Source organism: Deinococcus alpinitundrae, assembly GCF_009982895.1.
GTDB lineage: Bacteria > Deinococcota > Deinococci > Deinococcales > Deinococcaceae > Deinococcus > Deinococcus alpinitundrae.
This window is the reverse complement of sequence record NZ_WXZL01000001.1, coordinates 112,699-138,292: the sequence shown is the minus strand read 5'-3', so window position 1 is coordinate 138,292 and position 25,594 is coordinate 112,699. Positions and strand designations below refer to the sequence as shown.

28 protein-coding genes are annotated in these 25,594 nt (G+C 65.8%); 11 read left to right on the top strand and 17 right to left on the bottom strand.

The features are described from left to right. Nucleotides 1–152 precede the first annotated feature (152 nt). Complete coding sequence (locus tag GUI70_RS24180) at nt 153–494, top strand: Type 1 glutamine amidotransferase-like domain-containing protein (RefSeq protein WP_237724608.1); 342 nt, start codon at nt 153–155, stop codon at nt 492–494. Between the two features lie 67 nt (nt 495–561). Beyond that, nucleotides 562–1,539: a methylmalonyl Co-A mutase-associated GTPase MeaB gene (meaB, locus tag GUI70_RS00710; protein WP_161880359.1), complete on the top strand. Its 978-nt coding sequence runs from the start codon at nt 562–564 to the stop codon at nt 1,537–1,539. On the opposite strand, the gene GUI70_RS00705 is transcribed toward meaB, so the two are convergent. After that, nucleotides 1,536–2,150, bottom strand: coding sequence for an MOSC domain-containing protein (locus GUI70_RS00705; protein WP_237724607.1), 615 nt, complete (start codon nt 2,148–2,150; stop codon nt 1,536–1,538). The two genes, meaB and GUI70_RS00705, sit on opposite strands and share 4 nt — an antisense overlap. Nucleotides 2,151–2,296: 146 nt before the next feature. On the opposite strand from GUI70_RS00705, the gene hpf reads away from it, so the two are divergent. Then, nucleotides 2,297–2,854, top strand: coding sequence for a ribosome hibernation-promoting factor, HPF/YfiA family (hpf, locus tag GUI70_RS00700; protein WP_161880358.1), 558 nt, complete (start codon nt 2,297–2,299; stop codon nt 2,852–2,854). 48 nt (nt 2,855–2,902) lie between these two features. Here hpf and GUI70_RS00695 read toward each other — a convergent pair whose 3' ends face one another. The 4 genes from GUI70_RS00695 to GUI70_RS00680 form a co-directional block, all read right to left on the bottom strand. Next, complete coding sequence (locus tag GUI70_RS00695) at nt 2,903–3,808, bottom strand: bifunctional riboflavin kinase/FAD synthetase (RefSeq protein WP_161880357.1); 906 nt, start codon at nt 3,806–3,808, stop codon at nt 2,903–2,905. A gap of 2 nt (nt 3,809–3,810) precedes the next feature. Continuing rightward, nucleotides 3,811–4,386: an NUDIX domain-containing protein gene (locus GUI70_RS00690; RefSeq protein ID WP_161880356.1), complete on the bottom strand. Its 576-nt coding sequence runs from the start codon at nt 4,384–4,386 to the stop codon at nt 3,811–3,813. A gap of 80 nt (nt 4,387–4,466) precedes the next feature. After that, a complete protein-coding gene (gene ftsZ / locus GUI70_RS00685; RefSeq protein ID WP_161880355.1) occupies nt 4,467–5,534 on the bottom strand; it encodes a cell division protein FtsZ in 1,068 nt (355 codons plus the stop codon). Between the two features lie 176 nt (nt 5,535–5,710). After that, nucleotides 5,711–6,313 (bottom strand): C40 family peptidase, encoded by a 603-nt coding sequence (locus GUI70_RS00680; RefSeq protein ID WP_161880354.1) that lies wholly within the window; start codon nt 6,311–6,313, stop codon nt 5,711–5,713. A gap of 408 nt (nt 6,314–6,721) precedes the next feature. Between GUI70_RS00680 and GUI70_RS00675 the strand changes: the two genes are divergently transcribed. The 3 genes from GUI70_RS00675 to GUI70_RS00665 all read left to right on the top strand — a co-directional run bounded on the left by GUI70_RS00675 (nt 6,722) and on the right by GUI70_RS00665 (nt 9,524). Beyond that, complete coding sequence (locus GUI70_RS00675) at nt 6,722–7,378, top strand: hypothetical protein (protein WP_161880353.1); 657 nt, start codon at nt 6,722–6,724, stop codon at nt 7,376–7,378. Nucleotides 7,379–7,556: 178 nt separating this feature from the next. Beyond that, nucleotides 7,557–8,231 (top strand): HAD family hydrolase, encoded by a 675-nt coding sequence (locus tag GUI70_RS00670; RefSeq protein ID WP_161880352.1) that lies wholly within the window; start codon nt 7,557–7,559, stop codon nt 8,229–8,231. Nucleotides 8,232–8,417: 186 nt separating this feature from the next. Further along, nucleotides 8,418–9,524 (top strand): 3-deoxy-7-phosphoheptulonate synthase, encoded by a 1,107-nt coding sequence (locus GUI70_RS00665; protein WP_161880351.1) that lies wholly within the window; start codon nt 8,418–8,420, stop codon nt 9,522–9,524. A 61-nt stretch (nt 9,525–9,585) separates the two neighbouring features. On the opposite strand, the gene GUI70_RS00660 is transcribed toward GUI70_RS00665, so the two are convergent. From GUI70_RS00660 to GUI70_RS00630, 7 genes are all read right to left on the bottom strand, one after another. Continuing rightward, a complete protein-coding gene (locus tag GUI70_RS00660; RefSeq protein WP_161880350.1) occupies nt 9,586–10,719 on the bottom strand; it encodes a bifunctional 3-deoxy-7-phosphoheptulonate synthase/chorismate mutase in 1,134 nt (377 codons plus the stop codon). Nucleotides 10,720–10,814: 95 nt separating this feature from the next. Then, complete coding sequence (tatC, locus tag GUI70_RS00655) at nt 10,815–11,588, bottom strand: twin-arginine translocase subunit TatC (RefSeq protein WP_161880349.1); 774 nt, start codon at nt 11,586–11,588, stop codon at nt 10,815–10,817. 14 nt (nt 11,589–11,602) lie between these two features. Then, nucleotides 11,603–11,776: a twin-arginine translocase TatA/TatE family subunit gene (gene tatA / locus GUI70_RS00650; RefSeq protein WP_161880348.1), complete on the bottom strand. Its 174-nt coding sequence runs from the start codon at nt 11,774–11,776 to the stop codon at nt 11,603–11,605. 175 nt (nt 11,777–11,951) lie between these two features. Then, complete coding sequence (gene glmU, locus GUI70_RS00645) at nt 11,952–13,433, bottom strand: bifunctional UDP-N-acetylglucosamine diphosphorylase/glucosamine-1-phosphate N-acetyltransferase GlmU (protein ID WP_161880347.1); 1,482 nt, start codon at nt 13,431–13,433, stop codon at nt 11,952–11,954. A 139-nt stretch (nt 13,434–13,572) separates the two neighbouring features. Beyond that, a complete protein-coding gene (locus GUI70_RS00640) occupies nt 13,573–14,517 on the bottom strand; it encodes a prolipoprotein diacylglyceryl transferase (RefSeq protein WP_161880346.1) in 945 nt (314 codons plus the stop codon). Between the two features lie 47 nt (nt 14,518–14,564). Further along, nucleotides 14,565–14,798 carry a glutaredoxin family protein gene (locus tag GUI70_RS00635; protein ID WP_161880345.1) on the bottom strand — a complete coding sequence of 78 codons (234 nt, stop codon included), beginning with the start codon at nt 14,796–14,798 and terminating at the stop codon, nt 14,565–14,567. After that, the gene (locus GUI70_RS00630) at nt 14,795–15,292 is read right to left on the bottom strand and encodes a DUF456 domain-containing protein (protein WP_161880344.1); all 498 of its coding nucleotides are present in this window, start codon (nt 15,290–15,292) and stop codon (nt 14,795–14,797) included. The genes GUI70_RS00635 and GUI70_RS00630 overlap by 4 nt, the downstream gene beginning before the upstream one ends. A gap of 188 nt (nt 15,293–15,480) precedes the next feature. On the opposite strand from GUI70_RS00630, the gene rpsP reads away from it, so the two are divergent. From rpsP to trmD, 4 genes are all read left to right on the top strand, one after another. Beyond that, nucleotides 15,481–15,726 carry a 30S ribosomal protein S16 gene (rpsP, locus tag GUI70_RS00625; RefSeq protein ID WP_161880343.1) on the top strand — a complete coding sequence of 82 codons (246 nt, stop codon included), beginning with the start codon at nt 15,481–15,483 and terminating at the stop codon, nt 15,724–15,726. A gap of 115 nt (nt 15,727–15,841) precedes the next feature. Continuing rightward, nucleotides 15,842–16,078 carry a KH domain-containing protein gene (locus GUI70_RS00620; RefSeq protein ID WP_161880342.1) on the top strand — a complete coding sequence of 79 codons (237 nt, stop codon included), beginning with the start codon at nt 15,842–15,844 and terminating at the stop codon, nt 16,076–16,078. A 2-nt stretch (nt 16,079–16,080) separates the two neighbouring features. After that, a complete protein-coding gene (gene rimM, locus GUI70_RS00615; RefSeq protein WP_161880341.1) occupies nt 16,081–16,650 on the top strand; it encodes a ribosome maturation factor RimM in 570 nt (189 codons plus the stop codon). Between the two features lie 61 nt (nt 16,651–16,711). Then, the gene (gene trmD / locus GUI70_RS00610; protein WP_237724637.1) at nt 16,712–17,479 is read left to right on the top strand and encodes a tRNA (guanosine(37)-N1)-methyltransferase TrmD; all 768 of its coding nucleotides are present in this window, start codon (nt 16,712–16,714) and stop codon (nt 17,477–17,479) included. Here trmD and GUI70_RS00605 read toward each other — a convergent pair. From GUI70_RS00605 to GUI70_RS00585, 5 genes are all read right to left on the bottom strand, one after another. Next, nucleotides 17,476–17,805: a hypothetical protein gene (locus GUI70_RS00605; RefSeq protein ID WP_161880339.1), complete on the bottom strand. Its 330-nt coding sequence runs from the start codon at nt 17,803–17,805 to the stop codon at nt 17,476–17,478. The two genes, trmD and GUI70_RS00605, sit on opposite strands and share 4 nt — an antisense overlap. Before the next feature lie 200 nt (nt 17,806–18,005). Further along, entirely contained in the window at nt 18,006–18,839 is an 834-nt protein-coding gene (locus GUI70_RS00600; protein ID WP_161880338.1) for a DUF1963 domain-containing protein, read from the bottom strand. Nucleotides 18,840–18,877: 38 nt separating this feature from the next. Further along, complete coding sequence (gene fumC, locus GUI70_RS00595; protein ID WP_161880337.1) at nt 18,878–20,272, bottom strand: class II fumarate hydratase; 1,395 nt, start codon at nt 20,270–20,272, stop codon at nt 18,878–18,880. A gap of 90 nt (nt 20,273–20,362) precedes the next feature. After that, complete coding sequence (locus GUI70_RS00590; RefSeq protein WP_161880336.1) at nt 20,363–21,844, bottom strand: Ig-like domain-containing protein; 1,482 nt, start codon at nt 21,842–21,844, stop codon at nt 20,363–20,365. Between the two features lie 189 nt (nt 21,845–22,033). Beyond that, complete coding sequence (locus GUI70_RS00585) at nt 22,034–22,852, bottom strand: hypothetical protein (protein ID WP_161880335.1); 819 nt, start codon at nt 22,850–22,852, stop codon at nt 22,034–22,036. A 213-nt stretch (nt 22,853–23,065) separates the two neighbouring features. Here GUI70_RS00585 and GUI70_RS00580 point away from each other — a divergent pair, with 213 nt between their 5' ends. Then, a complete protein-coding gene (locus GUI70_RS00580) occupies nt 23,066–25,522 on the top strand; it encodes a tetratricopeptide repeat protein (RefSeq protein WP_161880334.1) in 2,457 nt (818 codons plus the stop codon). The last annotated feature ends 72 nt before the right edge of the window (nt 25,523–25,594 follow it).

The window sequence follows — 25,594 nt, the reverse complement described above, 5'->3', positions numbered from 1 at the left end:
GGATCGACCGCCAACCCCATATATGAACTGGGGTGGAAGTTGCTGGTTGTGCTGGAAGTCACGGCCCTTCCCAGTATCAAAAAAGAGGATTGGACCACTGCCAAGCTGACGCCCTGCTGGTGTACAACGACGTCTGGTACTTGAATTGCTTGATGCAGGAGTCCAGACTGGCTAACCTGCTACCGTCCCTACGCGAGTCCATTTATGTTGGGATAAGCGCCGGGAGTATGGTGACGGCTCCCATCTTCGGCGAGATCTGCGACGACCCGGAGCCGCCCTTCGTCATCGGTAAAGGCCGGGGACTGGTCGACTTTGCGCTCCTGCCGCACCTGGATCATCGGAACCACCCGGAAAGTTCCACGGCCCATGTGGTGAGAATGGCCGCCGGAGTTCCGGTGCCGACCCACGCGATTGACCATCAGACCGCCATCAAAGTGATGGACGGCACCGCTGAAGTCGTCCCCGAGGGGCGCTGGCAGCTGTTTATGCCCTAGCCCTGGGAAAGAATCCGTTTCCGACGTTCGGCCCTGCGGGTATGGGGCGTTCTCTATGATTGGCCCTATGCCCGCTTATCCCCTCGCCGCGCCGCTGCGCTCGGGAAACCGCCGCGCCCTGGCCCGCGCCATCACGCTGGCCGAGTCGTCGCGGCCCGAACATCTACTGGAAGCCCAGCGCCTGCTGGCCGAAGTGCTGCCGCATACCGGGCGCAGCGTCCGGGTGGGACTGACCGGGGTGCCGGGGGTGGGCAAATCCAGCTTTATCGAGGCGTTGGGGCTGCGGCTGGCCGACGCGGGGCACAGGGTGGCGGTGCTGGCGGTCGATCCCAGCAGCCAGCGCACCGGCGGCAGCATCCTCGGCGACAAGACCCGCATGCCCAAGCTGGCGGTGCATCCGGGGGCCTTCATCCGGCCCAGTCCCAGCAGCGGTGCGCTCGGCGGCGTGGCCCGGCGCACCCGCGAGGCGGCGCTGCTGTGCGAGGCGGCGGGCCACGACGTGATCCTGATCGAGACGGTGGGTGTGGGCCAGAGCGAGACTCAGGTAGCCGCCATGACCGACGTGTTCGTGCTGCTGACCCTGCCCAACGCCGGAGACGAACTCCAGGGCATCAAGCGCGGGATCATGGAACTGGCCGACCTCTGCGTGGTCAACAAAGCCGACCTCGATGCGGCAGCGACCCGGCGGGCCAAAAGCGAACTCGCCGCGGCCCTGCACCTGCTGACCCCGCGCTCGGCTTCCTGGCAGCCGCGGGTGCTGGCTGCCTCGGCACTCACTGGGGCGGGGTTGGATGAGGTCTGGGCGGTGGTGCAGGCCTGCGTGGCCGACGGAGCAAGGGTGCAGGCTCGTCGCCAGGCGCAAACCGGCCAGTGGTTCGAGGAATTGCTGCGTGAGGCCGCCTGGCAGGCCCTGGCCTCCCGGCTCGACGCGGCTGAACTGGGCCGGGTGCGTGCAGGGGTGAACGCGGGCGAGTTGACCCCGGTGCAGGGCGTCTCGGCGCTGCTGGAAGCGGTGAATCCGGACCGACGCAGGGGGGGTGGCTAGACCCGCTCCAGCGCTTGCCAGGGCAGGGGAGGCCGCTCGGCCCGCACAGAGTCGCCCGCCCGCACCTCACCGCCCACCAGCACCACCCCCATGACGCCCGCCTTGCGAATCAGCTGCCCGGCGGCGTCCCAGTCCAGCACGGCGGCCAGCAGTCCGCTTTGCCCCTGCGCCAATCCGAACGCCTCGATCTGGGCGCAGGGATTGCGCAGTCCGGTCAACTCGACCACTGCCTCCGTGCCGAGCTGCAACCGGGTGCCGACCGGGAGAGCCAGCAGGTCAAGACCGCGCGTGGTCACGTTCTCGCCGAGTTGCCCGGCCCCGACGCTGAAGCCCCGCACGGCCAACTCGTCAAACAGTTCGGCGGCAATCAGGTGAACCTGGCGCAGATTCGGCTGACTGGGATCGGCGGCCACCCGCGAGCGGTGCTGCACCCTGACGCCCGAGTGCGCGTCATGCTCAACGCCCAAGCCCGCCAGCAAGCGGACGGCGGGCTGCACGACCTTGCTGAAGCGGTGCGCGCCGTCACGGCTGACGGCCTGCACCCGAGCTGTGGGTGCGGCGGCAGGTGACTCGACTGGCCCCGCCACATTGTCCTGAGTGTGCGCCTTCATACCGCTCTCCAGTATCTTCTTTTCCCTGAGCGGATGCCGTGCCTTTTTGCCTGACGCTCTCATGACTTGAGGCTTATCATAGGGTCACCGGCAGGAGCCGACAATTCACGTTCACTCCAACTTCTGACCGGGAAAGAGGTGACCTTGTGCATATCTACAAGCTGAGCGGACGCAACGTTGACGTGACCGACGCCCTGCGCGACTACGTGGAGAGCAAGCTGACGCGGCTCGACCGGTTTAGCGGTCAGATCACCGACGCCCGCGTGACCCTCACCGTGCGCGATGTGAGAGACGCCGCGCGCCGCAACCGCGTCGAGGTTCAGCTCAATGTGCCCAACGGCATTATTCGCGCCGAGGAGCACCACTCGGACATGTACGCTGCCATCGACAAGGCTGGTGACGTGCTGGAGCGCCAGCTTCGCAAATTCAAGACCCGCATCATGCGCCACCGCTTCGACGCGCCGATCGAGGCCCAGTCGACCACGCCCGGAAACGAGGTCAGCGGCGACGACGTGAGTGAATTCAAACCCGAGATCGTGCGTCAGAAGCGCTTCGACATGCGCCCGATGTCCGCCGAGGACGCCGTGACCCAGATGGAGGCGCTCGGCCACGACTTTTACGTGTTCATGAACATGACCACCCAATCGTGTGGGGTGGTTTACCGCCGCAAAGATGGCCATTACGGCTTGATCGAACCGAGCTGAAGGCAGCCAGGCCCCCTGGGTGCGCCATCAAAGTGGCTTCCAGGGGGTCTACACTTCCGCCAGCAGTGCCCGCGCCGTGTCCTGGTCGCGTAGAAGCTGGGCCTTAAGTTCGTCCAGGCCGCCGAATTTCTGCTCGGCGCGGATGAAGTGAAAGAATTTGACCTGCAGTTCCTTGCCGTAGAGGTCGTCTCCGAAGTCCAGCAGGTTAACTTCAAAGCGTGTCTCCAGGCCATTCACGGTGGGCCGGGTACCGACGTTGGCCATGCCGCCGTACGTCTCGGTGACGCCGCCCGACTCGACCTGCACCCGCACTGCGAACACGCCCCGTGGCAGCGCCTTGCCACTGGCCACCTGCACGTTGGCGGTGGGGAAGCCCAGGGTGCGTCCCAGCTGATCGCCCTGCACCACCACGCCCTGGGCGCTGTAGTGGCGGCCCAAAAAGCGCCGCGCGCCATCCACGTCGCCGACGCGCAAAAATTCGCGGATGCGGGTGCTCTTGATGTCCTCGCCGCCCAGACTGTGCATCGGCAGCGCCGTCACGTCGCGGGTGATCTGGCGCAGGTCGTCCACGCTGCCGCCCCGGTCCTTGCCGAAGTGGAAGTCCTCGCCGACCACCACCGCCAGCGGGCGCAGGCTTCGCAGATCGTCCAGAAAGTCGCTCTTGGGCCGGGCTGCGAACTCGGCGGTAAACGGCACGGCGATCACCTCGTCGACCCCGTAGCGAGAGAGCAGTTCGAGCTTTTCCGGCAGCGTCGAGAGAAATTCGACGCCCTGGGTGAGCACCCGGGTCGGCGGGTCGAAGGTGTAGACCACGCTCGGCACGTGGTGAAAGCGGGCACGCTCGCGCAGGCGGGCCAGCAGTGCCTGGTGCCCCAGGTGCAGGCCGTCGAAGGAACCGATGGCCACGGCGGTCGCGGTGTCGGGGCGCTGGCTGGCTGAGAGGTAGGTCTTCAAAATCAGTGCCGACCCTGCTGCTCGCCTGCGTGCCCACCTTGTTGGTCGCCGCCCTGCTGGTCGACCGTGCGGCCCATGTTAGGAGCGGGCGGCGCACCGGTGAGGGCCAGCAGCGCCGCCGTCACGGTGGCCGCGCTGCCCTTCAGCGAGCCGTCGCGCAGCCCGCGCAGCAGCGCCTCGGGTTTGAGCCACAGCACCTCAATGTCCTCGTCGTCGTCCATCGGCAACCGCGACTCGCGGGGGTTCGCGGCCCGGAAGATGAACAACTCCTCGTCGCAAAAGCCGGGGCTGGAATAAAAGCGGGTCAGCAGCGTCATGTCGGCGTCCAGGCCCGCTTCCTCCTGGAGTTCGCGGCGGGCGGCGGCCTCAGGGGTCTCGCCCTCGTTGATCAACCCCGCCGGGACTTCCACGGTGTAGGCGTCGATAGCGCGGCGCAACTGACGCACGCACAGCAACTCGCCCGCCGCGTTGAGCAGCAGGATCGAAACGGCAGGCGCGTGCCGCACGATCTCCCACTGGCCGTCTTGCACGTCCAGGCTCACGATGCGCCCGCTGTAGATGGTCTCGGTATCGGTCATGCGGGAAGTCTAGCAGGCGACACGAAAACCCCCCGGCCCTGTCCAGCAGCCGGGGAGTCAGAAGTGAGGGCTGGGGGAGCTTAGCCCCGGTCCACCTGGCGCAGGAAGGCTGGGATGTCGTAGTCCTTGGGGTCGTAGTGGCTCTGGCCACGTGAGGTCCGCACCGAGGAGGTGGAGGGAATCGGGTCGAGCCGCCCGCCGCCCAGGGCGTTCTGGGTTTCGTTGAAGCCGGTGGCGATGACGGTCACGCGCACTTCCTCGCCCGCATTCTCGTCGAACGACACCCCGAACAGCATGTCGGGGTCCTCGTGGCCGGTGGCGTCGCGGATCTTCTCGACGATTTCGTGGGCATCGTTCATCGAAAGGTCGTAGCCGCCGGTCACGTTAACCAGGATGCGTCGCGCGCCCTCGACGCCGCGCTCAAGCAGCGGACTGTTGATGGCGCTGGCGGCGGCCTCGTCGGCCAGCTTGTCGCCCCGCCCCGAGCCGATGCCCATCAGGACCGCGCCTGCGCCTGAGAGTAGGTTCCGCACATCGGCAAAGTCCACGTTGATCATGCCTTCCACGTTGATCACGTCGCTGATGCCCTTGACGCCGTAGTACAGCACCCGGTCGGCGATCAGGAAGGCGTCGCGGATAGAAACTTTCTTGTCGACGGCAGTCAGGAGTTTTTCGTTGTTGACGACGATCATGCCGTCGACGCGCTCCTGCAACTTCAGGATGCCGTCCTCGGCGACCTTGCTGCGGCGCGGCCCCTCAAACTTGAACGGCTTGGTGACGATGCCCACCGTCAGGATGTTCATCTCACGGGCGACCTCGGCTACCACTGGAGCCGAGCCGGTGCCGGTGCCGCCGCCCATGCCCGCCGTGATAAAGAGCATGTCGGTACCCTCTAAGTACTCCTTGATGCGCTCGCGGTCTTCCATCGCCGCTTTCTCGCCCACCTCGGGATTGGCCCCGGCCCCCAGGCCGCGTGTCAGACGGTCTCCGAGCTGAATCCGGACTTCGGCGTGGCTTTTGGCCAGCACCTGTGCGTCGGTGTTTCCGGCGATAAATTCCACGCCTTCCAGGCCCGACTCAATCATGCGGTTGACGGCGTTGTTTCCTGCTCCACCCAGGCCGATCACGCGAATTCTGGCCGCTTGCATCAATTCTTCTCCTTCATCCCGGCAAAGTTTAGGCCCGCCGTGCTTATCTTAGCTTGACCCAAGATACAGCCTGCATCGGTGGGGAGATGAGGGTCAGTTTATTGTTAGAGGCCCCAGGGCAGCAAAAAAGTCCCGGGCGCATGCGTCCAGGACCTTGGGAGGAGCCGATCCTGCACTTAGATCACCCGGCGGGCACCGATGTAGCGGCTCGACCAGTAGGGGTTGGAGAGGTTGTCGATCATGGTGCGCCCGTAATAGCTGTTGGCGTTGGCGAAACTGCCGTTGCCCAGATAAATCGCCACATGCGACACGCCCCGGCCCATGGTGTTGAAGAACATCAGATCGCCCGCTTGCAGGTTGCTGCGGCCCACCGCGTAGCCGCTGCGAAACTGCGAGGCGGCGGTGCGGGGCAGCGAGACGCCCATCGAGCGGTAGACGGCCTGGGTGTAGCCGCTGCAATCGAGTCCCCAGTTGCTGCTGCCGCCCGCCGCGTAGCGGATGCCCAGAAAGCGCAGTGCTGCAGTGCGAATGGTGGTGTTTCCGCCCGAGGTGGGAGCGGCGGCAACGATGGCCTTGCCGCTGCCCGTGCCCACGTTGAGCTTCTGGCCGACTTGCAGGGTCGTAGTCTTCAGACCATTGAGCTGCATCAGCTTTTGCGGCTGCAAGTTGCTTCGCTGCGCCACGCTTGAAATGGTGTCTCCGGCTCTGACGGTGTAGGTGGCGGCGGCAGCGCTGCCGCTCAGGGCAACTACGGTCAGGAACATTCTGAAGGCATTCATTAACGCCTTGAAGTTTATCAGCCCTTTAACTTTCCCCTATTCACCCTCGTCTTAAGGTTGGGTTTCTGCTGTCGGATACGTCAAAAAAGGCAACTAAAGCCTCTCCTCATGCTCGGGGAAATCTTGAGCTACTGCCATAATTCTCATTTGCTTTCTCACTTACGACTTTTCTGAGTTGGCTGTTTGGCACGGGAGGCGCAAGTGGGATCCAGCTTCCAAGTATCCTTTTGCTCATGATTCACATTTGCCGCAGCGCTTGAAACGGCTGCTGCGAACCCGAGCCTGCCGAAAGTTCGAAGAGTCCACCAGAGAGGGCAGTAACGACCCGCCTTTGCTGAAGAGTGAGGCCGCCTTCACCCCCAAAGTATTGAGATACACCCCCCGGCAAGCTAGGCTGGTACGCAGGACATGCGCCGCTTGAGAGTCGTTCTTCCCCTGATGCTGATTGGAGTGCTGACGGCTTGCCAGTCAACGCCCGCGCCCCGCAGCGTGGCGGCGCAGATTTTGAGTTTCAACACGCGGGTGGCTGCGCTCCAGACGGCGGTGCAGGCCGAACTGTCGGGCCAGCCCAGCACCCTTGGCGGCGAGAGCCGGGCGCGGCTGGGGGCGCTACGCACCTGGCTCGGCGATCTGCCGGGGCCGCTGCAGGTGGCCGAGGCAGCGCAACTGGTGACGCCCAGCCAGGTGCAGACCGTGACGCCCGATCTGTGTGGGGTGCTGGTGCTCAGTGTTCCCGCCGATACCCCCGACGGCCTGACCTGGGCGGCCACCGTCACAGTGGACGTGAAGGCGGGTACCGTGCTGACCAGCGTGGCCAACACCGACCTGACCCAGCCGTACCACCCGGCCAGGGTCAGCTACGCGGCCCAGCAGGGAACCGCGCCGCTGCTGCGCTTCGTGGCTGCCACGCCGGGCGTGTATCCGCCGCGCGTGTCGCTCGGCACGCTGGTGACCATGCGCTTGCCCGCATCCGGTTCACTCGCTGTTCAGGCGACGCCCCCGGCCAGCGACACTGCCACAGTGGCCGAGTACTCGCCGACCGGTACGCTGCTGAGCGTTCGTTGATCTCAGCGCAAGGGTGGTGGATGACTCTGGAGCGTTTGGCCGTCACCTTGCCTGGCGAAAGCGCCCAGTCAACACCGCTGTCTTGGGCAAAGTGACACCTGTAGAGGGCCTGCCCGCTCACTCCCGCTCGGATGCGAAAGTGAGGAATCTTTTGCGTCAAACGCTCTAGAATCCGCGCATGGTTTCTTCCATTTCATTCCCCTTCACTCCGGCGGGCGTGCTGTTCGACATGGACGGCGTGCTGACGAGCAACAACGTCTTTCACCGCCAGGCCTGGCGCGAGGTGGCCCTCTCACATATGGGCCTGAGTCTGACCGAGGATGACCTCGACACCAAGGTGGACGGCGGGCGCAATCCTGAGATCATGCAGCGCCTGACCGGACGCCCGCCCAGCCCCGAGGAAGCCATGATTCTTCATACTGCCAAAGAAGAGCGCTACCGCGCCCTGGCACGCGGGGCGCTGCGCGAGGTGGCGGGCCTGAGTGCTTACCTCGACGTGCTCTCGGCCCGGCAGATTCCCTACGCCCTGGTCACCAGCGCCGACAGAATCAATGTCGAGTTCGGGCTGGAGGCGCTGGGCCTCTCAGAGCGGTTCCCTCAGCGGATTCTGGGTGAGGACGTGATGCGCGGCAAGCCCCACCCCGAGCCGTTCGAGCTTGGGGCGGCGCGGCTCGGCCTCGACCCCCGGCACTGCCTGGCCCACGAGGACGCGGTCAGCGGTGTGATGAGCGCAGCAGCGGCGGGCTGCGCGGTGGTAGCACTCAGCACCACCCAGACGGACGCGGCGCTGCTGGCGGCGGGCGCGGCGCTGGTCGTTCCGGATTTTCAGAACTGGCCCGGCTGGCTGGCGTAGGTTGTGCGGAGATCAGTAGTCTAGTCCGGCCTGCATACGGCCTCGCCGCCGCCGCGTACAGTGAGCAGCATGTTCAGCCAGGCGACGTTTTTTTATTGGTTCGGTATGGTCCGGGCCTAGAACGCGCTGCGTCTGTTTCCCCGCCCGGAATCCACTCCGGCGCGGGGTTTTTCATTCGGGAGAGCCATGTCAGAAAGAGCCGTTCCAGCCCAAGCCGTTTCAGAACCCGTCATCGCCAATACCCATGTGTCGCGTTTCGACCCGCTGACCTCGCCGCGTGACCTCAAGGCCGAGCTGCCGCTGACGTCGCAGGCCGAGCAGACCGTGACCCGCGCTCGCCGAAACGTGCAGCGCATCGTGCACCGGCAAGACCCGCGGCTGCTGCTGATCGTGGGGCCGTGCAGCATCCATGACGAGGCGCAGGCGCTGGAATACGCCGCCCGGCTTGCCCATCTCCGCACCCAGTACGCCGACCGGCTGGAGATCGTGATGCGCGTCTACATGGACAAGCCGCGCACCACCGTCGGCTGGCGCGGCTACCTCAACGACCCGCACATGAACGGCCAGAATGATTTCAACTTGGGCCTGAAGATGACCCGCCGCCTGATGCTCAAGATCAACGAACTCGGCGTGCCGGTGGGCACCGAGCTGCTCGATCCGTTCGTGCCGCAGTACATCGACGACCAGCTCAGCTGGGGAGCCATCGGCGCGCGCACCACCGAGTCGCAGACGCACCGGGCGATGGTCAGCGGTGTCTCGGCCCCGGTGGGCTTCAAGAATGGCACCGGCGGCAACATTAAGCTGGCGGTGGACGCCATCGTCAGCGCCGGGAAGCCGCACACTTTTCTGGGCATCACCGACGAGGGGCAGGCTGCTGTCGTCTCGACCCGTGGCAACCCTGACGGCCACGTGATTCTGCGCGGCGGGCGCTTCGGCCCCAATTACGCTGCCGAGCACGTGCAGGAAACCCTGGGTCTGCTGGCCGATGCGAAGGTCACGGCGGGTCTGGTCGTGGACTGCTCGCACCACAACAGCAATTACCAGTTCGAGAAGCAGCTCGACGCCTGGCACGACGTGATCTCGCAGCGGGTGGCCGGTAACGACGCTTTGATCGGCCTGATGCTGGAGAGCAATCTGTTTGAAGGCAAGCAGAGCATTCCAGCGGATCATGCCGACCTCAAGTACGGCGTGTCGGTGACCGACGCTTGTGTGGGCTGGGAGCAGACTGAGGCGTTGCTGAAGTGGGCCTACGAGCAGATGGGCGCGGTGGTGGGCGTAGCGGCCGTGCGCTGAAGTCTTGGGCAACGGGAAGCGGGCCGCCCTCTGACTGGGGCGGCCCGCTTATTGGAGTGGCTTAGAGTTTGACGTTCAGCGCGCCCATCAGCGGCTTCAGGGCAGCCTCGAACGCCTCGTACCCGGCGAAGTCGAGCTGCTGCTCGTTGTCGCTGAGCGCCGTGGCGGGGCTGGGATGCACCTCGACGTGCAGGCCGTCCGCGCCCACCGCCAGGGCCGCCTTCGCCAGGGGAATTAAGAGGTCGCGCCGCCCCGCCGCGTGGGTCACGTCCACCAGCACCGGCAAATGGGTTTCCTGCTTGGCCAGCGCCACCGCCGAGAGGTCGAGGGTGTTGCGGGTCCACTTCTCGAAGGTGCGGATGCCGCGCTCGCAGAGCATCACCTGTTTGTTGCCCTCGGCCAGAATGTACTCGGCAGCGTAAAGCCACTCCTCGATGGTGGCGGCAAAGCCGCGCTTGAGCAGCACCGGCATGCCGCTGCGGCCCACCTCGCGCAGCAGGGCGAAGTTGTGCATGTTTCTGGCCCCGACCTGCAAGATGTCGGCGTGCTCGGCCACCACTTCCACGTCGCGGGTGTCCATCACCTCGGTGACAAACAGCATGTTGTGGTCGCGTGCCGCGCCTGCGCCCAGAATCAGACCGTCGATGCCCATGCCCTGAAAGCCGTAGGGACTGGTGCGCGGCTTGTAGGCCCCGCCACGCAAAATTCTCACGCCCTTGGCGGCCAGGAACGAGGCCGTGGCCTCCATCATCTCCTCGCCCTCGATGCTGCACGGCCCGGCGATCATGATGGGCGGCGCGTCGCCCCCGATGCGTACCCCCTTGATGTCCAGTACGGTGTCGGCGCTCTGTACCTTGCGGCTGACCAGCAATTGCTTCTTGTCGTTGGCTTCCTCAAGGTCGAGGCTGGCCCGGAAAATCTCCTTGAAGATGCTCTTGAGGGCCGCCGCCGAGAAGGGGCCGGGGTTGACCTCCTCGATGTACTTGAGCTGACGCTCCTCGCGAGCGGGGTCGTAGTGGTGCGGGCGGCCTTCCAGGGTCTTGACATGGCCGATCTCGGCGGCCAGTTCGGCGCGGCGCGAGATCAAGCGAATCAGGTCGTCGTTGATCAGATCGATCTGGGCGCGCAGGCCCTCGATGCTGGCGGGCGAGCTGATTCCCACGTCGTCCGGCACAGGCAAATCGTTGTGATTCATCTTTACAGTGTAAAAAGCGCGCCCGGCCAGGAGGCGGGGCGCACTAGTCAATTGACAGGTTTTTCGAGCGGGTGTCCAGGAACGGCGAACCGGGATCAGACGGGGTTGCCCGACTCCAGCGAAGCCTCAGGACGCACCCGGAAGACCCGCGAGAGCAGCACGCCGAGTTCGTAGAGCACGTAGAGCGGCGCGGCAGCGATACTCATGTTGATCGGGTCGGGGGTGGGGGTGATGATGGCTGCCAGGATCAGGCAGACCAGGAAAGCGTACTTGCGGACCTTGCCGAGCGTCACGTGGTTGACGATGCCGATGCGCGTCAGGATGACCGCCAGAATCGGAATCTCGAAGCACAGCCCGAACGAGATCAGCAGCGTGATGATCTGGCCCATGTACTGACCGATCGAGAAGATCGCCCCGACGGTGCCGTTCAGGAAGTCGACCAGAAACTTGACCATCGGCGGCAGGATCATGTAGTAGCAAAAAGCCATGCCCGCCAGAAAGCTCAGGCCCGCACCCACGATGAAGGGACCGCCGTACTTGCGCTCGTTGGGATACAGCCCCGGCGCGATGAAGAGCCACACTTGATGCAGGATAAACGGCAACGCCAGCGCCAGCCCCGCCCACAGGGCGATGGTAAAGCTGAAGATGAGCTGCTCGGTTAGACCGGTGGCGACCAGTTGCAGCTGATGGTTCTTGTACAAGTTGGTGTAGGTGAGCGGCTCTTTGAGCAGCAGGATGATCTGCGGTACTTTCATCCAGGCCACCCCGGCACCTATCACCAAAAAGAGCAGGCTATAGATGATGCGGCGGCGCAGTTCTTCCAGATGGTCAAAGATCGGGGCGCTGGCGTCGGCGTTGAGTTTGGTCATGGCCCGCGCCCGGTTTAGACGTCGCTGTCGCGGCGTGGGGTGATGACTGTGGTGTCGGTGGTGTCCTTGCTGGTGGATTTGAATTCCTTGATGCCCTGGCCCAGGCCCTTGGCGATCTCAGGAATCTTCTTGGCCCCGAACAGCAAGACGACGACCAGCACGATCAGAATCAGTTCTATCGGTCCCATAAAGCTCCTTTGAGCGCCCACAGGCGCGTTGATGTGAGAGGGTAAGTGCAGCAGGGGAAAGGCTTCAACTGGTTATACGCGCCCCAGCTCCAACTGGATGTAACAAAGACAGTCTAAGACTCCAACATAAAGAAGCTTTGAAGACGCGCTCAGCTTGCACAGATTCACTGCCGCTCTAGCTCTGGCGCGTGAGCCAGCTTGCCAGCCAGGGCAGCTTGCGGGCCAGCTGGCTCTCCGGTTGGGCCGCCAGCTGGCGCCAGTAGCGCAGGCTCCAGCCCTCGACGTTGCGCTGCACGCTGCGGCTTACGGCCATCGCGCCCTGGGGCACATCGCTGCTGACCGTGCTGCCGCCCGCCACAAAGGCTGCGTCGCCCAGCGTCAGCGGCGCGATCAGGGTGGCGTTGCTGCCCACGAAGGCCCCAGCCCCGATCTCGGTGCGGTGCTTGTTCAGGCCGTCGAAGTTGGCGATGATGGTCCCGGCCCCGATGTTGCTCTCAGCCCCGATGCTGGCGTCGCCCAGGTAGGCCAGATGCCCGGCCTTGACGCCGCTGGCGAGGCGGCTGTTCTTGACTTCCACGAAGTTGCCGACATGCACGCCCTCCTCCAGCACCGCGCCGGGACGCAGGCGGGCGAACGGTCCCACGTCGCTGGCTGCGCCCACCACCGCGCTCTCCAGGACGCTGTGCGGCTTGATCTGCACCTGGGCGGCCAGGCGGCTGTCACTCAGGTGGCTGTACGCGCCCACCACCACGCCGGACGCGATCTCGGTCTGGCCGCGCAGCACCACGCCGGGTTCGATGACCACGTCGGGGGCGATGAGCACGGTGTCCTCGATGTAGCTGGTGGCCGGGTCGCGCAGCGTCACTCCGGCGCGCATATGGCGTTCGTTGATGCGCCGCTGCATCAGCCGGGCGAGTTCGGCGAGTTGCACCCGGTCGTTGGCCCCCATGACCTCGCTGGGATCAGGAATCTTGAAGGCGGCGACCCGGCTGCCCTGCTCGCGGTAGAGGGCCAGCAGATCGGTCAGGTAATACTCGCCAGCGGCGTTGTCGTTGCCGATCTGGGCAGTGAGTTCCGGGGCGCGGGCGTCCATCAGGTACACGCCCGAGTTGAACTCGGTGAGGCGCAACTCCGATGGACTGGCTGCTTTCTGCTCCACGATGCGCTCGACCTGGCCACCCTCGCCGCGCACGATGCGTCCGTAACCGGTGGCGTCGGGCAACTCGCTGGAGAGTACCGTCAGGGCGTTGTGTTCCTGGAGGTGAAAAGCACGCATGGCATTCAAGGTGTCCACGCTGAGCATCGGGCTGTCGCCGTAGAGCACCAGCACGTCGGCGTCGCCGCGCAGCTCGGCGGCCCCCAGCAGGAAAGCGTGTCCGGTGCCGAGCTGACGGTCCTGGCGGGCAAAGCGCACGGCGCTGGGCGCGAGGGCAGCCTCCACCTGCGCCGCGCCGTGGCCGGTGACGACCACGATGTCGCGTGCCTGGAGGTCATGGGCGGTCTTGACGGCCCAGGCGACCATCGGGCGGCCACACACCTCGTGCAGCATCTTGGGCAGGGTCGAGCGCATCCGGGTTCCGGCTCCGGCAGCCAGAATCACCACGTCGAGCGGGCGCGCGGCGGGCAGATCATGAAAAATGGGTGTTGGCAGGGTCATGGGATGGAGTTAGTCTACCTGCCGGGCGCTGGACGCGGGTCAGGTGCGCTGCAACCCTGGAGTGGCCATACAAGAGCCGCGCCGCCAGGATCAATTCCGGCGGCGCGGCTCTCTGCGTGGTGTTCGGTTCCGGTACGGCTCAGCTCCGCTCCGTCTCCGATTTGATCGGCTGACCGGCGGCTGGAGCGGGCTGCCCGAACGGAATTTCCGGCTGCCGTGCTACCCGCCACAGCATGTAGATGGACAGCAGAACCAGCGGGATGCTCAGCACCTGGGTCAGCGTCAGCAGGCCGATGCCGGGGTTACTGAGGCCCTCGTTGAGGTAGAGGTTGGGCGAGAGGGGATTGAGGCGGAAGGTCTCTTCCCACCCGGCGCGCAGGATGCTGTACCACAGCCAGAACTGCCAGAAGGCCCAGCCGGGGTGGCGCGAGCGCATCCAGAAGGCCGAGGCGATGATCAAGATGATGCCGATGATGATGCCGTAGACCTGGGTGAAATGCACCGGGGCGGTCATGACCTGCTGACCGCCAATGGTCTTGCAGTACTGCACCAGATTTTCCTCGGTGGCGGGGTTGCACATGGCGTCGTGAAAGCCGCGTGCCCAGTCGGGCCAGCGGTAGCCCACCGCCCAGTCGGTGACGCGCCCCACCGTGTCGGAGCCGTTCATGATGTTGCCCAGCCGCCCGCCCACGATGGCAAAGCCGATGCCCGGCACGAACATGTCGGCGTACTGGTAGAAGTTGACGCGGTGGCGCCGGGCCATGTAATAGAGCATGCCCACGCCCGCGATCAGGCCGCCGTGAATGCTGATGCCGCCCTGGCGGATGTTGATGATGTCGTAGAGCAGCGCGAGGCCCGACTTGTCGCTGAACAATTCCCAGGAGGTTGCCACGAACAGCAGCCGCGCGCCGATGAACCCGACGACCAGCGGCCAGAGGATCATGTCGGAAAAGAGCTGCTCGTTGAGGCCGCGCCGCCGCACCATCCGGGTGCCGATGACGGCCCCGATGAAAATGCCCAGCGTCATCAGGACGCCGTACCAGGCAATCGAGAAGTTGCCGATTTGTAAGAAGACTGGATGCATAAGTCGGAATCAGTTTAAGCCCCCGGCGTGAGGAACGGGGCAGCGTCTCACAATTCCAGCACCTGTCGCAGCCGTGCCCGGCCCAACACGCCCTTGGCCATCACAGCCCCGCCACGCGTCAGTACCGGCACGTCCCAGCCGTAGAGGCGCTCCAGTTCGGGGTTGCCGCTGATGTCGATGCGTTCAAACGGTTGTCCCAGCGCTTCCAGAGTGGCCTCGGCGTCTGCGCAGAGGTGGCAACCGGTGCGCGAGTAGAGGACCAGAGATTCGGTGGGGGTCACAGCAAGCTCCCCGCCGGGTTCCACAGCCGCCACAATTCCCACAGACCGATCAGAAGGTGCAGCACGAACTTGGCCGCCACGCCGCCCAGTACCCCCAGCACCGTGCCGTAGGCGGACTTGAGTGCGGCCAGCGGGGGCTTCCTGACGACGAGCAGTTCGGCCAGAAGCGCGCCCAGCAGCGGCCCCACGATCAGGCCGAAGGGAATGAACAACCCCACCAGGCCGCCGATCAAGGCTCCCCAGGCCGCCTGTTTGCTGCCGCCGAAGCGCCGCGCGCCCCAGGCCGAGGACACGTTGTCGACCATGGAAATCAGCAGCGTAAGCACACCGAAAGTAATCAGAAACGGCAGGTCGGGCCAGGCCTGAAAGCCGCCGAGGAAGGTGGCGGCCAGCGCGCCGGCAAAGATGATCAGGGTGGCCGGAACAATCGGCACAAAAGTGCCTACCATGCCGACGAGCCACGCCAGCAAGAACACCACGAAAGGCCAGTTCATAAGGTCGTCACGCTCCAGGGTACGCGCCCGGCCCGGCTAGGGTTGCCCCTTGCTGGCGGCGGCACCCATCTGATACACTCCTGCGGTGCGCTCCGGCTGGCTGCTGACGGGCGTAAACGACGCCACGAGCGTGGCCCGCCGAGGAAAAGCGGAAGCATTACCCTCAACCTTCCAAGGAATACACTCACATGGTCAAGATTCGCCTTTCCCGCTTTGGTTCGGCCCACAACCCCCACTACCGCATCGTGGTCACCGATGCCCGCCGCCCCCGCGACGGCGGCTACATCGAGAACCTGGGTCACTACGACCCGCGCAAGACCACCGAGAACTACATCAAGGTGAACGTGGAGCGCAGCCAGCACTGGCTCGCCAACGGAGCGCAGGCCACCGACACGGCCCGCCGCCTGCTCAAGTCGCAGGGCGTGAAGTTCTAACACTTCAGCACAGCTGACAAAAGCCGTCTCCTTGTGGGGCGGCTTTTGCTTTTAGGTTGCTGCCCAGCGGCCCGGCGTCATTTCCCGGCAAGAAGGGCTGCGCTAGAATGCGGGCATGAGTGATCCCGTGAATATGGCGCTGTTTCTGGCGCAGAGCGTCGTTGATCAGCCTGCCGCCGTAAGGGCCACCCTGCGCGGTCCCACCATCATGCTGCGGGTCGCGGGCGGCGAGGAGGGCCGGGTCATCGGGCGGCAGGGCCGGGTCATCAGCGCCATTCGCACGCTGGTGCGCGCTGCCGATCCGCAGGGCAAGCTCGGCGTGGACCTCGACGCGCCGCGCCGCGAGCGGTGAGCGTGCCGAGCGGATCGGCTCCCGACCAGACCACCCTGATCGGCACCCTGCTGGGGCCGCACGGGGTGGCCGGGGCCATCAAGTTGCGGGTCGTCGGCTCGGCGCAGCAGCTCGCCAAACTCAAGCGCTTCTATGTGGAGGGCCTGGGCTGGACGCGGGTGGCGAAGTATGAGCTGCACGGCGCGGGTCCGGCCCTGACGCTGGTGGGCATCACCGACCGCACCGCCGCCGAGGGCCTGCGCGGGCGGCAGGTCTACGCCCACGACCGCGAACTGCCGGGATTGCCGGAAGGCGAGTACTACTACCACGAGCTGCGTGGCCTGCCGGTCCGGGACGCCGAGGGAACAGTGCTGGGCGAGGTTGTGGACGTGACCGACGCCGGGCATCAGGACCTGCTGGTGGTGCGCTCAGAGACCAGCGGCGGCCTGATTCCGCTCCAGGCTCCTTACGTGCTGGTCGAACGCGGTGCGTCCATCGTGCTGACCGAGGACGCGCCGCAAGGGCTGCTGGCCGACGACGCGGTTGAAGAAGACCCGGAGGAAGAAGAAGACGGCGGTGAGGCACGCGACTAGCTTCACCGAGAATGCGCCTACCGCGACTGGACCCACCCCGGCCCGGCTCACCTTCAGCGTCCTGACTCTCTTTCCCGAGTTGCTGCGGCCCTTTACCCAGGAAGCGCTGCTGGGCAAGGCGCGGGAGAGAGGAGTGCTCGACTACCGCCTGATTGATCTGCGGAGCTACGCGGCCAACAAGCACCACAAAGTCGACGACACGCCTTACGGGGGTGGCGCGGGCATGGTCATCCGGGTGGACGTGGTGGAGCGGGCGCTGACGGCCCTGCAGGCGGAGGACCCGCCCGACGAGGTCATTTTGCTCTCGCCCGCCGGGCCGCGCTTCGATCAGCGCACCGCCGAGGAACTTTCCGGCAAGCGCCACATCGCCCTGCTGTGTGGCCGCTACGAGGGCTTCGACGCCCGTACTGACTCACTGGTCACCCGCGAACTGAGCCTGGGCGACTTCGTCATGATGGGCGGGGAGGCCGCCGCCGCCTGCGTGCTGGAAGCGGTGGGCCGTCTGGTGCCGGGGGTGATCGGCGACGAGGAGAGTCACCGGCAGGACAGCTTCTCCAGCGGGTTGCTCGACTACCCGGAGTACACCCGGCCCACCGAGTGGCAGGGTCAGGCGGTGCCGGAGGTGCTGCTGGGCGGCAACCACGCGGCCATTGAGGGCTGGCGGCGGGGTCAGGCGCTGGAGCGCACGCTCACGCGCCGCCCCGATCTGCTGCCGCAGGCGAGGCTCACGCCGCAGGACAGCGCTGCACTCCTGGCCCTGGGTGTCAGTGCCGAGCAACTCGGTGATTGGGGTGCGCCTGCGCCGCCGAAAGCCAAGCGCAAGCGTTAGGGTTCAGCCGGGGGCCGTGTCTGACGCAGAATCACCTCGACCCAGTTGGCCGCGACGTAAAGCGGCATGAAGGCGAGGGCCAGATTGAGCAGACTGAAAAGGGCCAAACCGACAAAGCCTCCATCCGCGAGCATTGAGAGGCCCATGAAGCCTGGCGAAACGAGCAGCGCTTCGCACAGGCTGATCAGAGCCAGCGTACCGAGCGTGCCCCACATGCCGCGCATCCCCAGATCGCGCCGCTTGCGCCAGACGCCCAGCACCAGAATCAGAGCCGCCGCCAGGACGGCGAAGCTGAGGCCTGCGCCGCTCACATTGATGGTGTTCACGGGAGGAGCTTAGCAACTCTGCTCGGCTATTCGCAAAGCATGCCCCAGCCGCAGGGAACCAGTACCGCTGCCTTGAGATCGGGGGTCGCGGCCTCCACTCGGCGGCACGGTCACGAAGGAATGTGGGGCCGGGCTGCGCCGGAACCAGAGGGGGCCGGTGAAGTCAAACAGCAGGATCTGTCTGCCCTTGGGATGAGCGCTCAACTCGTTTCCACGGCGGCGTAGATCTGCCCAAACTCAAGGGTGGCCAGGTCGCTGTCCTTGATCAGAAATTGCAGGTAGCCCGCGTCCCAGATGATCAGGTCCAGGGCATTGATCGAATTCAGCGTCAGCAAGTGCTGCCAATGCTCGGCCAGGTTCAGGTCCAGTTCGACACGCCGGGCGAAATCGTCGACCCCCATGCCGGGCACCTCGCGGGAGATGTAGGCGTCCTGGCGGGGGTCATGACCGATGCCTGCCGCGTAACCGAGCAGGCGGCCCACCGTGCCCTTGGGTTCCAGTTCCCGCAGCAGCGCCCAGTACTGACTCTGCTGTTCGCTGCTCATGGCCTGGGTCAACCGGTCTTCCTGGGCCGTTGCCCAGCGTGGCAGGTCCATGCCCAGTTCCAGCTTGAGGTGGTGGGGCACGACCTCGCTGAGCATGTCGCTTGTGCGGGCGTTCTCGGGAAGCGGACGGGGCGCGAGAACCGATTCGGCTTCGAACAGAAAAACACGCTGCGGCACGTCCCAGGCAGATTCGTCCAGTCCCACGAAGACGCTGAGCAGTCCGCTGCTGGGAAAGGGATTGCCCGCAAACACCGGGATGTCTTGCAAGCTGAGCTGGAGGAGTGGCGTCAGGGGAGCGCCGTCTTCGTCGCTGGGCCAGTCCAGTTCGGCGGGCAGATCAGGACGACCTCCCAGGCGGCTGTGCGCCAGGCCCTCGCCCGCCGCGCCCAGGGTGAAGTAAACGGCAGGGCGCAGCAATTCGAGAATAACCTGGGTGTGCTCGGTTAACTGATGGGCCGCGATAAGCTGAAGCACACCTTCTTCTGTCATGCACAGAATTTAATCCCTGGGATTTTGTGAGTCAATGCTCAGTTCCGCGTCATCTCCAGTGGCACGACCCACTTGGCAAACTCCGCCTCAGTTACGTGGCCCAGGCTGATTGCCGCTTCCTTGAGGCTGCTGCCTTCCTTATGTGCCTTCTTGGCAATCGCGGCGGCCTTGTCGTAGCCGATGTGCTTGTTGAGCGCTGTGACCTGCATTAAGTTGATGTCGAGGTTGTGCTGAATCTTCTCGCAGTTGGGTTCGATGCCGACAGCGCAGTTGTCGTTGAAGGCCAGCGAGGCGTCACTGATCAGCCGGATGCTTTCCAGCACGGCATGAACCATCACCGGCTTGAAGACATTCAACTGGAAATTGCCCTGCGACCCGGCAAAGGCGACGGTGGCGTCGTTGCCAAAGACGCGGGTGGCGACCATGGTCATGGCCTCCGATTGGGTGGGGTTGACCTTGCCCGGCATGATGCTGCTGCCCGGCTCGTTTTCGGGAATGGTGATCTCGCCGATGCCGTTGCGCGGGCCACTCGCCAGCCAGCGCACATCGTTCGCCATCTTCATCAGCGCGCCCGACAGGGTACGGATCGCCGCCGAGACCTGCACCAGCGCGTCGTGGGCACTCAGCGCCGCAAATTTGTTCTCGGCTGATCGGAAGGGAAAGCCGGTTTCCTCGGCGTACTTCTGGGCCGCCAGACCGCCGAACTTCGGGTGGGCATTCAGGCCGGTGCCCACCGCCGTGCCGCCGATCGCCAGATCGTACAGCCCGGTTTCGGCGTGTCTGACTTCCGAGAGAGCGAAGTCGAGCTGTGCCACCCAGCCGCCGATCTCCTGGCCCAGGGTAATGGGCGTGGCGTCTTGCAGGTGCGTGCGGCCCACCTTGACGATTCCGGCAAATTCCTCGGCCTTGGCGTGCAGGGTGGCGCGCAGCTTGCCGACGCTGTCGTAGAGCCGCTCGTTGAGTTCGAGCACCACGGCGATGTGCATGGCGGTGGGGAAGGTGTCGTTGCTGCTCTGGCCCCGGTTGACGTGGTCGTTGGGGTGAACGGGCTTCTTGCTGCCCATCTCGCCGCCCGCGAGTTCGATGGCCCGGTTGCTGATGACCTCGTTGGCGTTCATGTTGCTCTGCGTGCCCGATCCGGTCTGGAACACCACCAGCGGGAAGTGATCGTCGAGCTGGCCGGAGATGACCTCGTCGGCGGCCCGGACGATCAGATCGGCCACGTCACGCGGCAACTCGCCCAGGTCGGCGTTGGCCTGAGCTGCGCCCTTCTTCAGAATGCCCAGCGCCCGGACGATCGGTCGGCCCATCACGAAGGTATCGCGGCCAATCGGGAAATTGTGGATGCTGCGCTCGGTCTGCGCGCCCCAGTAGCGGGTGCTGTCCACTTCGAGCTGGCCCATGGTGTCGGATTCGGTGCGGGTGGTGGTCATGAATCAAGTTTACCCAGGCGAAGCTGTCACGGGCGAGGGAACGGGCCGGAGGACGGTGCCAGGTCCGCACCGTCCTGCCGACTGATCCGCTTACGGGTACTCGTAGCTGACGGTCAGCGAAGGATTCTCGTAGATCATGTAGTCGCGGTTCTTGTCCCAGTTGGTGTTGGGAATAATCGAGAGCCGCATCTCGCTGAGGTGGTTCATGGCGGCGCGCAGCTCCCAGTCCTTGCGAACGAAGTCCGTGACATTGAAGAAGTGGGGGGTGGCGTTCAGCGGCGCCGAAACGACGCCGAGGCGCGGCGTGGCGAAGCTGGCGTAAGTCGCGCTCAGCGTGGTGCCGAAGTTGACGCGTTCCAGCGTCACCGGCCCCAGCGACAGGGGCTGGCCGACCTTGCTGCTGACGGTGGGCAGGTTCAACTGGGCACTGACGATGGTCGCGCTCGAGGGCAGGCTGGCCGTCGAGAAGGTGAGGTAGGCGTGGTGGGTGTAGAGGTCGTCGTCGTAGCCGTCTCCGATCAACAGGTCGGGGCGGGTGTTGTAGGTCCGGCTGCTGCACAGCTGCTGGAGCAGTTTCGGATCGCGGCAGCGCTCCACCAGGGTTTTGGTCAGCGCCGCGTTGGGCGCGAGCGTCACCGTTCTGGCCTGGACAATCCGGAAGCTCTTGTTGACGGACCCGCTCAGGGCCGTACCCACCGCATTCCTGGCCCCGGTTCCGAGCGTCCACAGCACGTTGTCGCCGTTGGCAAAGCCCCCGGCCGGGCTGATCCTCACCAGTCGGCTGTCAGGGTTCCAGCTGGAAGTGAAGGCCCGCACGCTGCCGTTGATGCTCAGGGTCAAGGCCGCCTGCACACTGGCCCGGTCCATCGCCTCGCCGAAATCGAGCGCGATGTCGGTGCTGCGCGCCACCCCGCTGGCCGCCTTGGGTTCGTAGTTGCGCAGCGTGGGGGCGCTCAGCGTCAGCGTTTTGGCAACGACTGGCCCAGCTTTGGCCGAATGGTTGCCCGCCTCATCTTCAGCGTCGACGAACACCTGATAACTGGTCGCGTCGGTCAGTCCAGTCAGGGTGGCGCTGGTCTGGTCTTTTCCCCCCAACAGCGGCGCAGGCTGGTTCCCGGCACCGACCGGTAAGGCCGTGACCGTGTAGCGCAGCAGATCGCTCTCGGCGTTGGCGCTCCACTTGACCTCCAGCGTGCCGCGCACGGTGCCCGGCGTGACCTGAAGTCCTGCTGGTTTGGCGGGGGGTGTGGTGTCGGGCGGGCTGGGCGTGGGGGTTGGTGTCGGCGTCGGGTCCGGCGTGGGATTGGGGGTCGGCGTTGGATCAGGCGTGGGGACTGGGGTCGGGTCTGGGGTTGGATTTGGCGTGGGTGTGGGGTCTGGCGTCGGGTTGGGTGTTGGGGTGGGGTCTGGCATCGGATTGGGTGTTGGGGTGGGGGTGACCACCCCGCTGGGGCTGGGGGTCACCGGGGGCGAGCTGGAATTTCCGCAGGCGACAAGCGCCAGGACCAGGCTGCCGAGCAGCGCCAGCCGCCAGCGGGTCGGACGAGCCTGCACAGGGATGAGGTTAGACATGACGAATTCCTTTTGGAACGGTAGGAAGGCGGTGAGGAAGGTTGGCGGCGCTCGGTCGGGGTTGCAAAGACATGGGTTTCCCACCCTCCGCAGCGTTCGGCGGAGGCGTCGGTCTGAGGGCTGCGGCTCAGGAAGAACGCGGCGGCTGAACCGGGTGCGGTGTGCCGCGTTCAGGCTGAAGACGGTTTCCTAGAACGTCAGGGCGCTGGTCGTGCGCTCGGCTTCGATGTGATAGCGCACGTCGTAATCGAAGGAGTCGTACCAGCCATTCGCGTACAGGCGGGCCTTGTAGAAAATTTTGGGCACCATGCTGTAGCTGAGAACAGTCGACGCCACATTGATGTCGCCCAGCTTGTCGTCGTGATCGACGTAGCTGAGAATCGGATCGGCCACCGAAATCATGCCCTTGAGGATGCCCGCCACCACCACGCCCTTGGGCCCGAGCAGGGCGGCCCCGGAGGCAGCGGCGTTGGCGGCGGCGATCACTTTTTCCCGGACGCTGAGCCAGTCCTTGCTGAAGTCCTCGTCGAAGGCCGTCATCTTGCCGATCACGTCCGAGCCGGGCGTCACCACCTCGTTGAGGACCACCTGATTGAGCACGTGGGTCTGGCCCTCGTTGATGCCGAAGGTGGGAACCACGAGCGGCACCGACTTTCTGGACCCGTCCGGCTTGGACACCAGCAGGTCGCCCAGCAGGTAGAACTCGTCCACGCCGGTCCACTCAATGTTGTCACGGGCCGTGACGCTGTCGATGACGACCTTGAGCCGGATGTTGGGGCCGCTGCCGGGCAAGCTGGAGGCCGGGGGGGGTGGGGTGACCGGTGGCGTAGGCGGCAGCGGGGTGACGGGACTGGGACCGCTGCAATCATGGTCGGGGCAGTTGATGGCCTGGCCACTGAGGCTGGCGTCTGGGACGCTTGGAGCACTGGGGGTGGTGCCGCAGGCGGAGAGGGCGAGCAGCAGGGTGGTGCCGAGGGCCAGGCTGGTCATGGGGATGGGGAGCTTCATGGCTTTTTCCTCCGGTAAGACAGCGCCGACTTGAGCGGCGGGGCGAGAGGTGGCGGTGGGCCTCCGGGTGATCGGTGCGGAGCGGAGTGTGCCGCTCTTGCCCTGAAGGTACGGGCCACCCCTTTACCGGTCCATGATCACCAGCCATGATCAATCCCGCCCGCGCCGCTCTCAGAGGGCCGGACACTGCCTCCAAAAGGACTAAACTAAAGTGTGAAGCTCAACACGCTGGGGCGGCTGCGGCTTGAGGGCGAGAAGTTTCGCCGCGAAAAGCCCCTGCTGCTGCTGGCTTACCTCGCGCTGGAAGGCCCACAGCCCCGGCGCTTTCTGGCCGAACTGTTCTGGCCCGCTGCGCCCAACCCGATGAACAACTTGGCCGTGGCACTCGCCCACCTGCGAAAAATGAACAGCGCTGAGGCCGACGAGAGCCGGATGTGGGCCACCGCCGGGTGTGACGCCGCTGAACTCCGCGCCGCCCTGCGTTCCGGTCAGTTCGGCGTCGCCAGGGTGCTCTACGCCGGTGCCTTCGCCGATGGCGTGGGCGGTGACGAGATCGGTGAGGAACTCGAAGAATGGCTGCTGAATACCCGCGAGGAACTGGCCCGCGAGTGGCGCTCGGCACTGCTGCACCAGGCCGAGCAGGACGCGGCCTCGGCCCGCTTTGCTGCCGCCGCCGCCCACGCCGAGGCCGCCTACCGGGTGCCCGGTGCGCCACCGCTCGAACCCGAGGATCTGCCCCGCGTCTACCGCTTGCTGCGCGCCACCGATCACCCCCTGTGCGGCGTTCTGGAACGCGAGGCCCGCGAGCTGGACCTCCCGCTCAGCGCCCCGGCGGAGACCGTGCGCAGCCACCTGACACCGCCCTTTGCCGGACGGAGCGCCGAAGTGCGCCAGCTGGCGGCCCTGCACCCCGGTGAATGGGCCTGGGTTCGCGGCGGCGCGGGGCTGGGCAAAACCGCTCTGCTGCGCGAACTTTCGCTGGGGGGCGGCCTGCTGCTGAGCGCGCGTTCGGGCCTGCCCTACGCCACACTGGAGCCGCTGCTGGGCGATCCGTCCGGCGACGCGGCGACCTTGTTGCGCCGTCTGGCCCACGCGGCCGAACATTTGGGCGGCCTGCTGCTGCTCGACGACTGGCCGCAGATGGACCCCGAGAGCCAGGCCCTGCTGACCCGGCTCGCCCAGTTGCGCCCAGCGTGCGTGGTGGTGCTGACCGGGCCGGGTGAGGCCGCGCTGCCGGTCGATCTCAGCCTGGAGCTGGGCACCCTGAGCGCAGCCGAGCTGAGTGCTTTTCCCGGTGCCCACACGGCCACAGGCGGCGTGCCCGCGCTGGTCGGCGCTTTTCTGCGCGGCGAGGCACTGGAAAGCGAACTGGGTGCCCGGCTGCGGCGGCTAGGCGAGGACGAGCGGGCGCTCTACGCTGCCCTGACGCTGCTGCCCGACCCCGATCTGAGCGTGGCCCGCCAGGCCCTGGGCTGGACCGGCGCAGCGCTGGTGCAAAGCCACACCCGGCTGCTGGGAGCTGGACTGGTCGAACCCTCCGGCGCGGTGCGGGGGAGAGCGGTGGCGCTGGCCCATCTGGAAAGCGGGCCGCCGCTGAACCGGCAACTGCTGAGCCTGGCGTTGGCCCGACAGTTGCCGCCGGGTCCGGCGCTGGCCCTGTATCAGCAATCTCGCGCCCTCTGGGAGGCTCCGGACCTGCGCCGGGTGCAACTGGCCTACCAGGACTGGGGTCAGGAAATGCTGCGGCGCGGTTTTGCCCGCAAGGCTGCCGAGTTGCTGCGCGACGCCCCACCTTCCCCCACGCTGACGTTGCTGCGGGCCCGCGCCCTGGAGCGCGGCAACAGCTTCAAGCAGGCGCTGGAGCTGCTCGGTGAGCTGGGCAGTCAGGGCAGTCCCGACCCTGCGCCCAACCCCGCCGAGGTCGAGGCGCTGCGCTCGCGCCTGCTGTTCAAGCTGGGCTTTCCCGGCCCGGCCCGCCAGGCTGCTCAGGCCGCGCTGGGCGGCCCCTTGGAGGCTGAGGCCGAAGCGCTCAATACCCTGGGGGAACTCGAACTGCGCTCCGGCGACGGCGCGGCAGCGCTGGCCCTGTTCAGCCGCTCGGCGACGCTGTGGCAGGCCACCGGCCAGAGATCGCGCTGGTTGTGGTCGCTCAACAACCGCGCCGCTGCCCGCGTCGTTCTGGGGCAGCCCACTGCCGCCGCCTTCGCCGAGGTGCTCGAAGCGGCTGAAGATGACCTCTCGGCGCAGGCGACGGTACAGACCAACATGGGAAACGGGTACCTGGCCCAGGGTGATTTGGCGCAGGCGCAGCAGGCCTTCGAGCGAGGCATCGCGCTCGGCATGGAGAGCGGTGCCCTGACGCCCGCCGAGATTGCCTGGAACAGCCTGGGGGTGTTGTGGCACGCCGAGCAGCCGCAGCGGGCCAAGGACGCCTACCGCCAAGGTCTGGCGCTGTGTGAGCGAACGGGCGACATTCAGATGACGGCCATTCTGCTCGCCAATCTGGCCGAACTCGAACGTGACCTGCCCGCCTGGGAACAGGCCATCGAGCTGCTCGAACGCGGCGGTTTCGTGACCACGGCCGCCGAGTTCAGAGCTGATCTGGAAGCGTTCCGGCAGGGCCTGACGGGGCCAGCGCCGAGCCCGGTAGAAACGATCATGGGTCGTTAAGGGGTGAGAGGGCACACTGAGTTCAGGTATCCGCGTCCAGACTTCCGCTTCCCCGCTGTCAGCTCCGCCCAG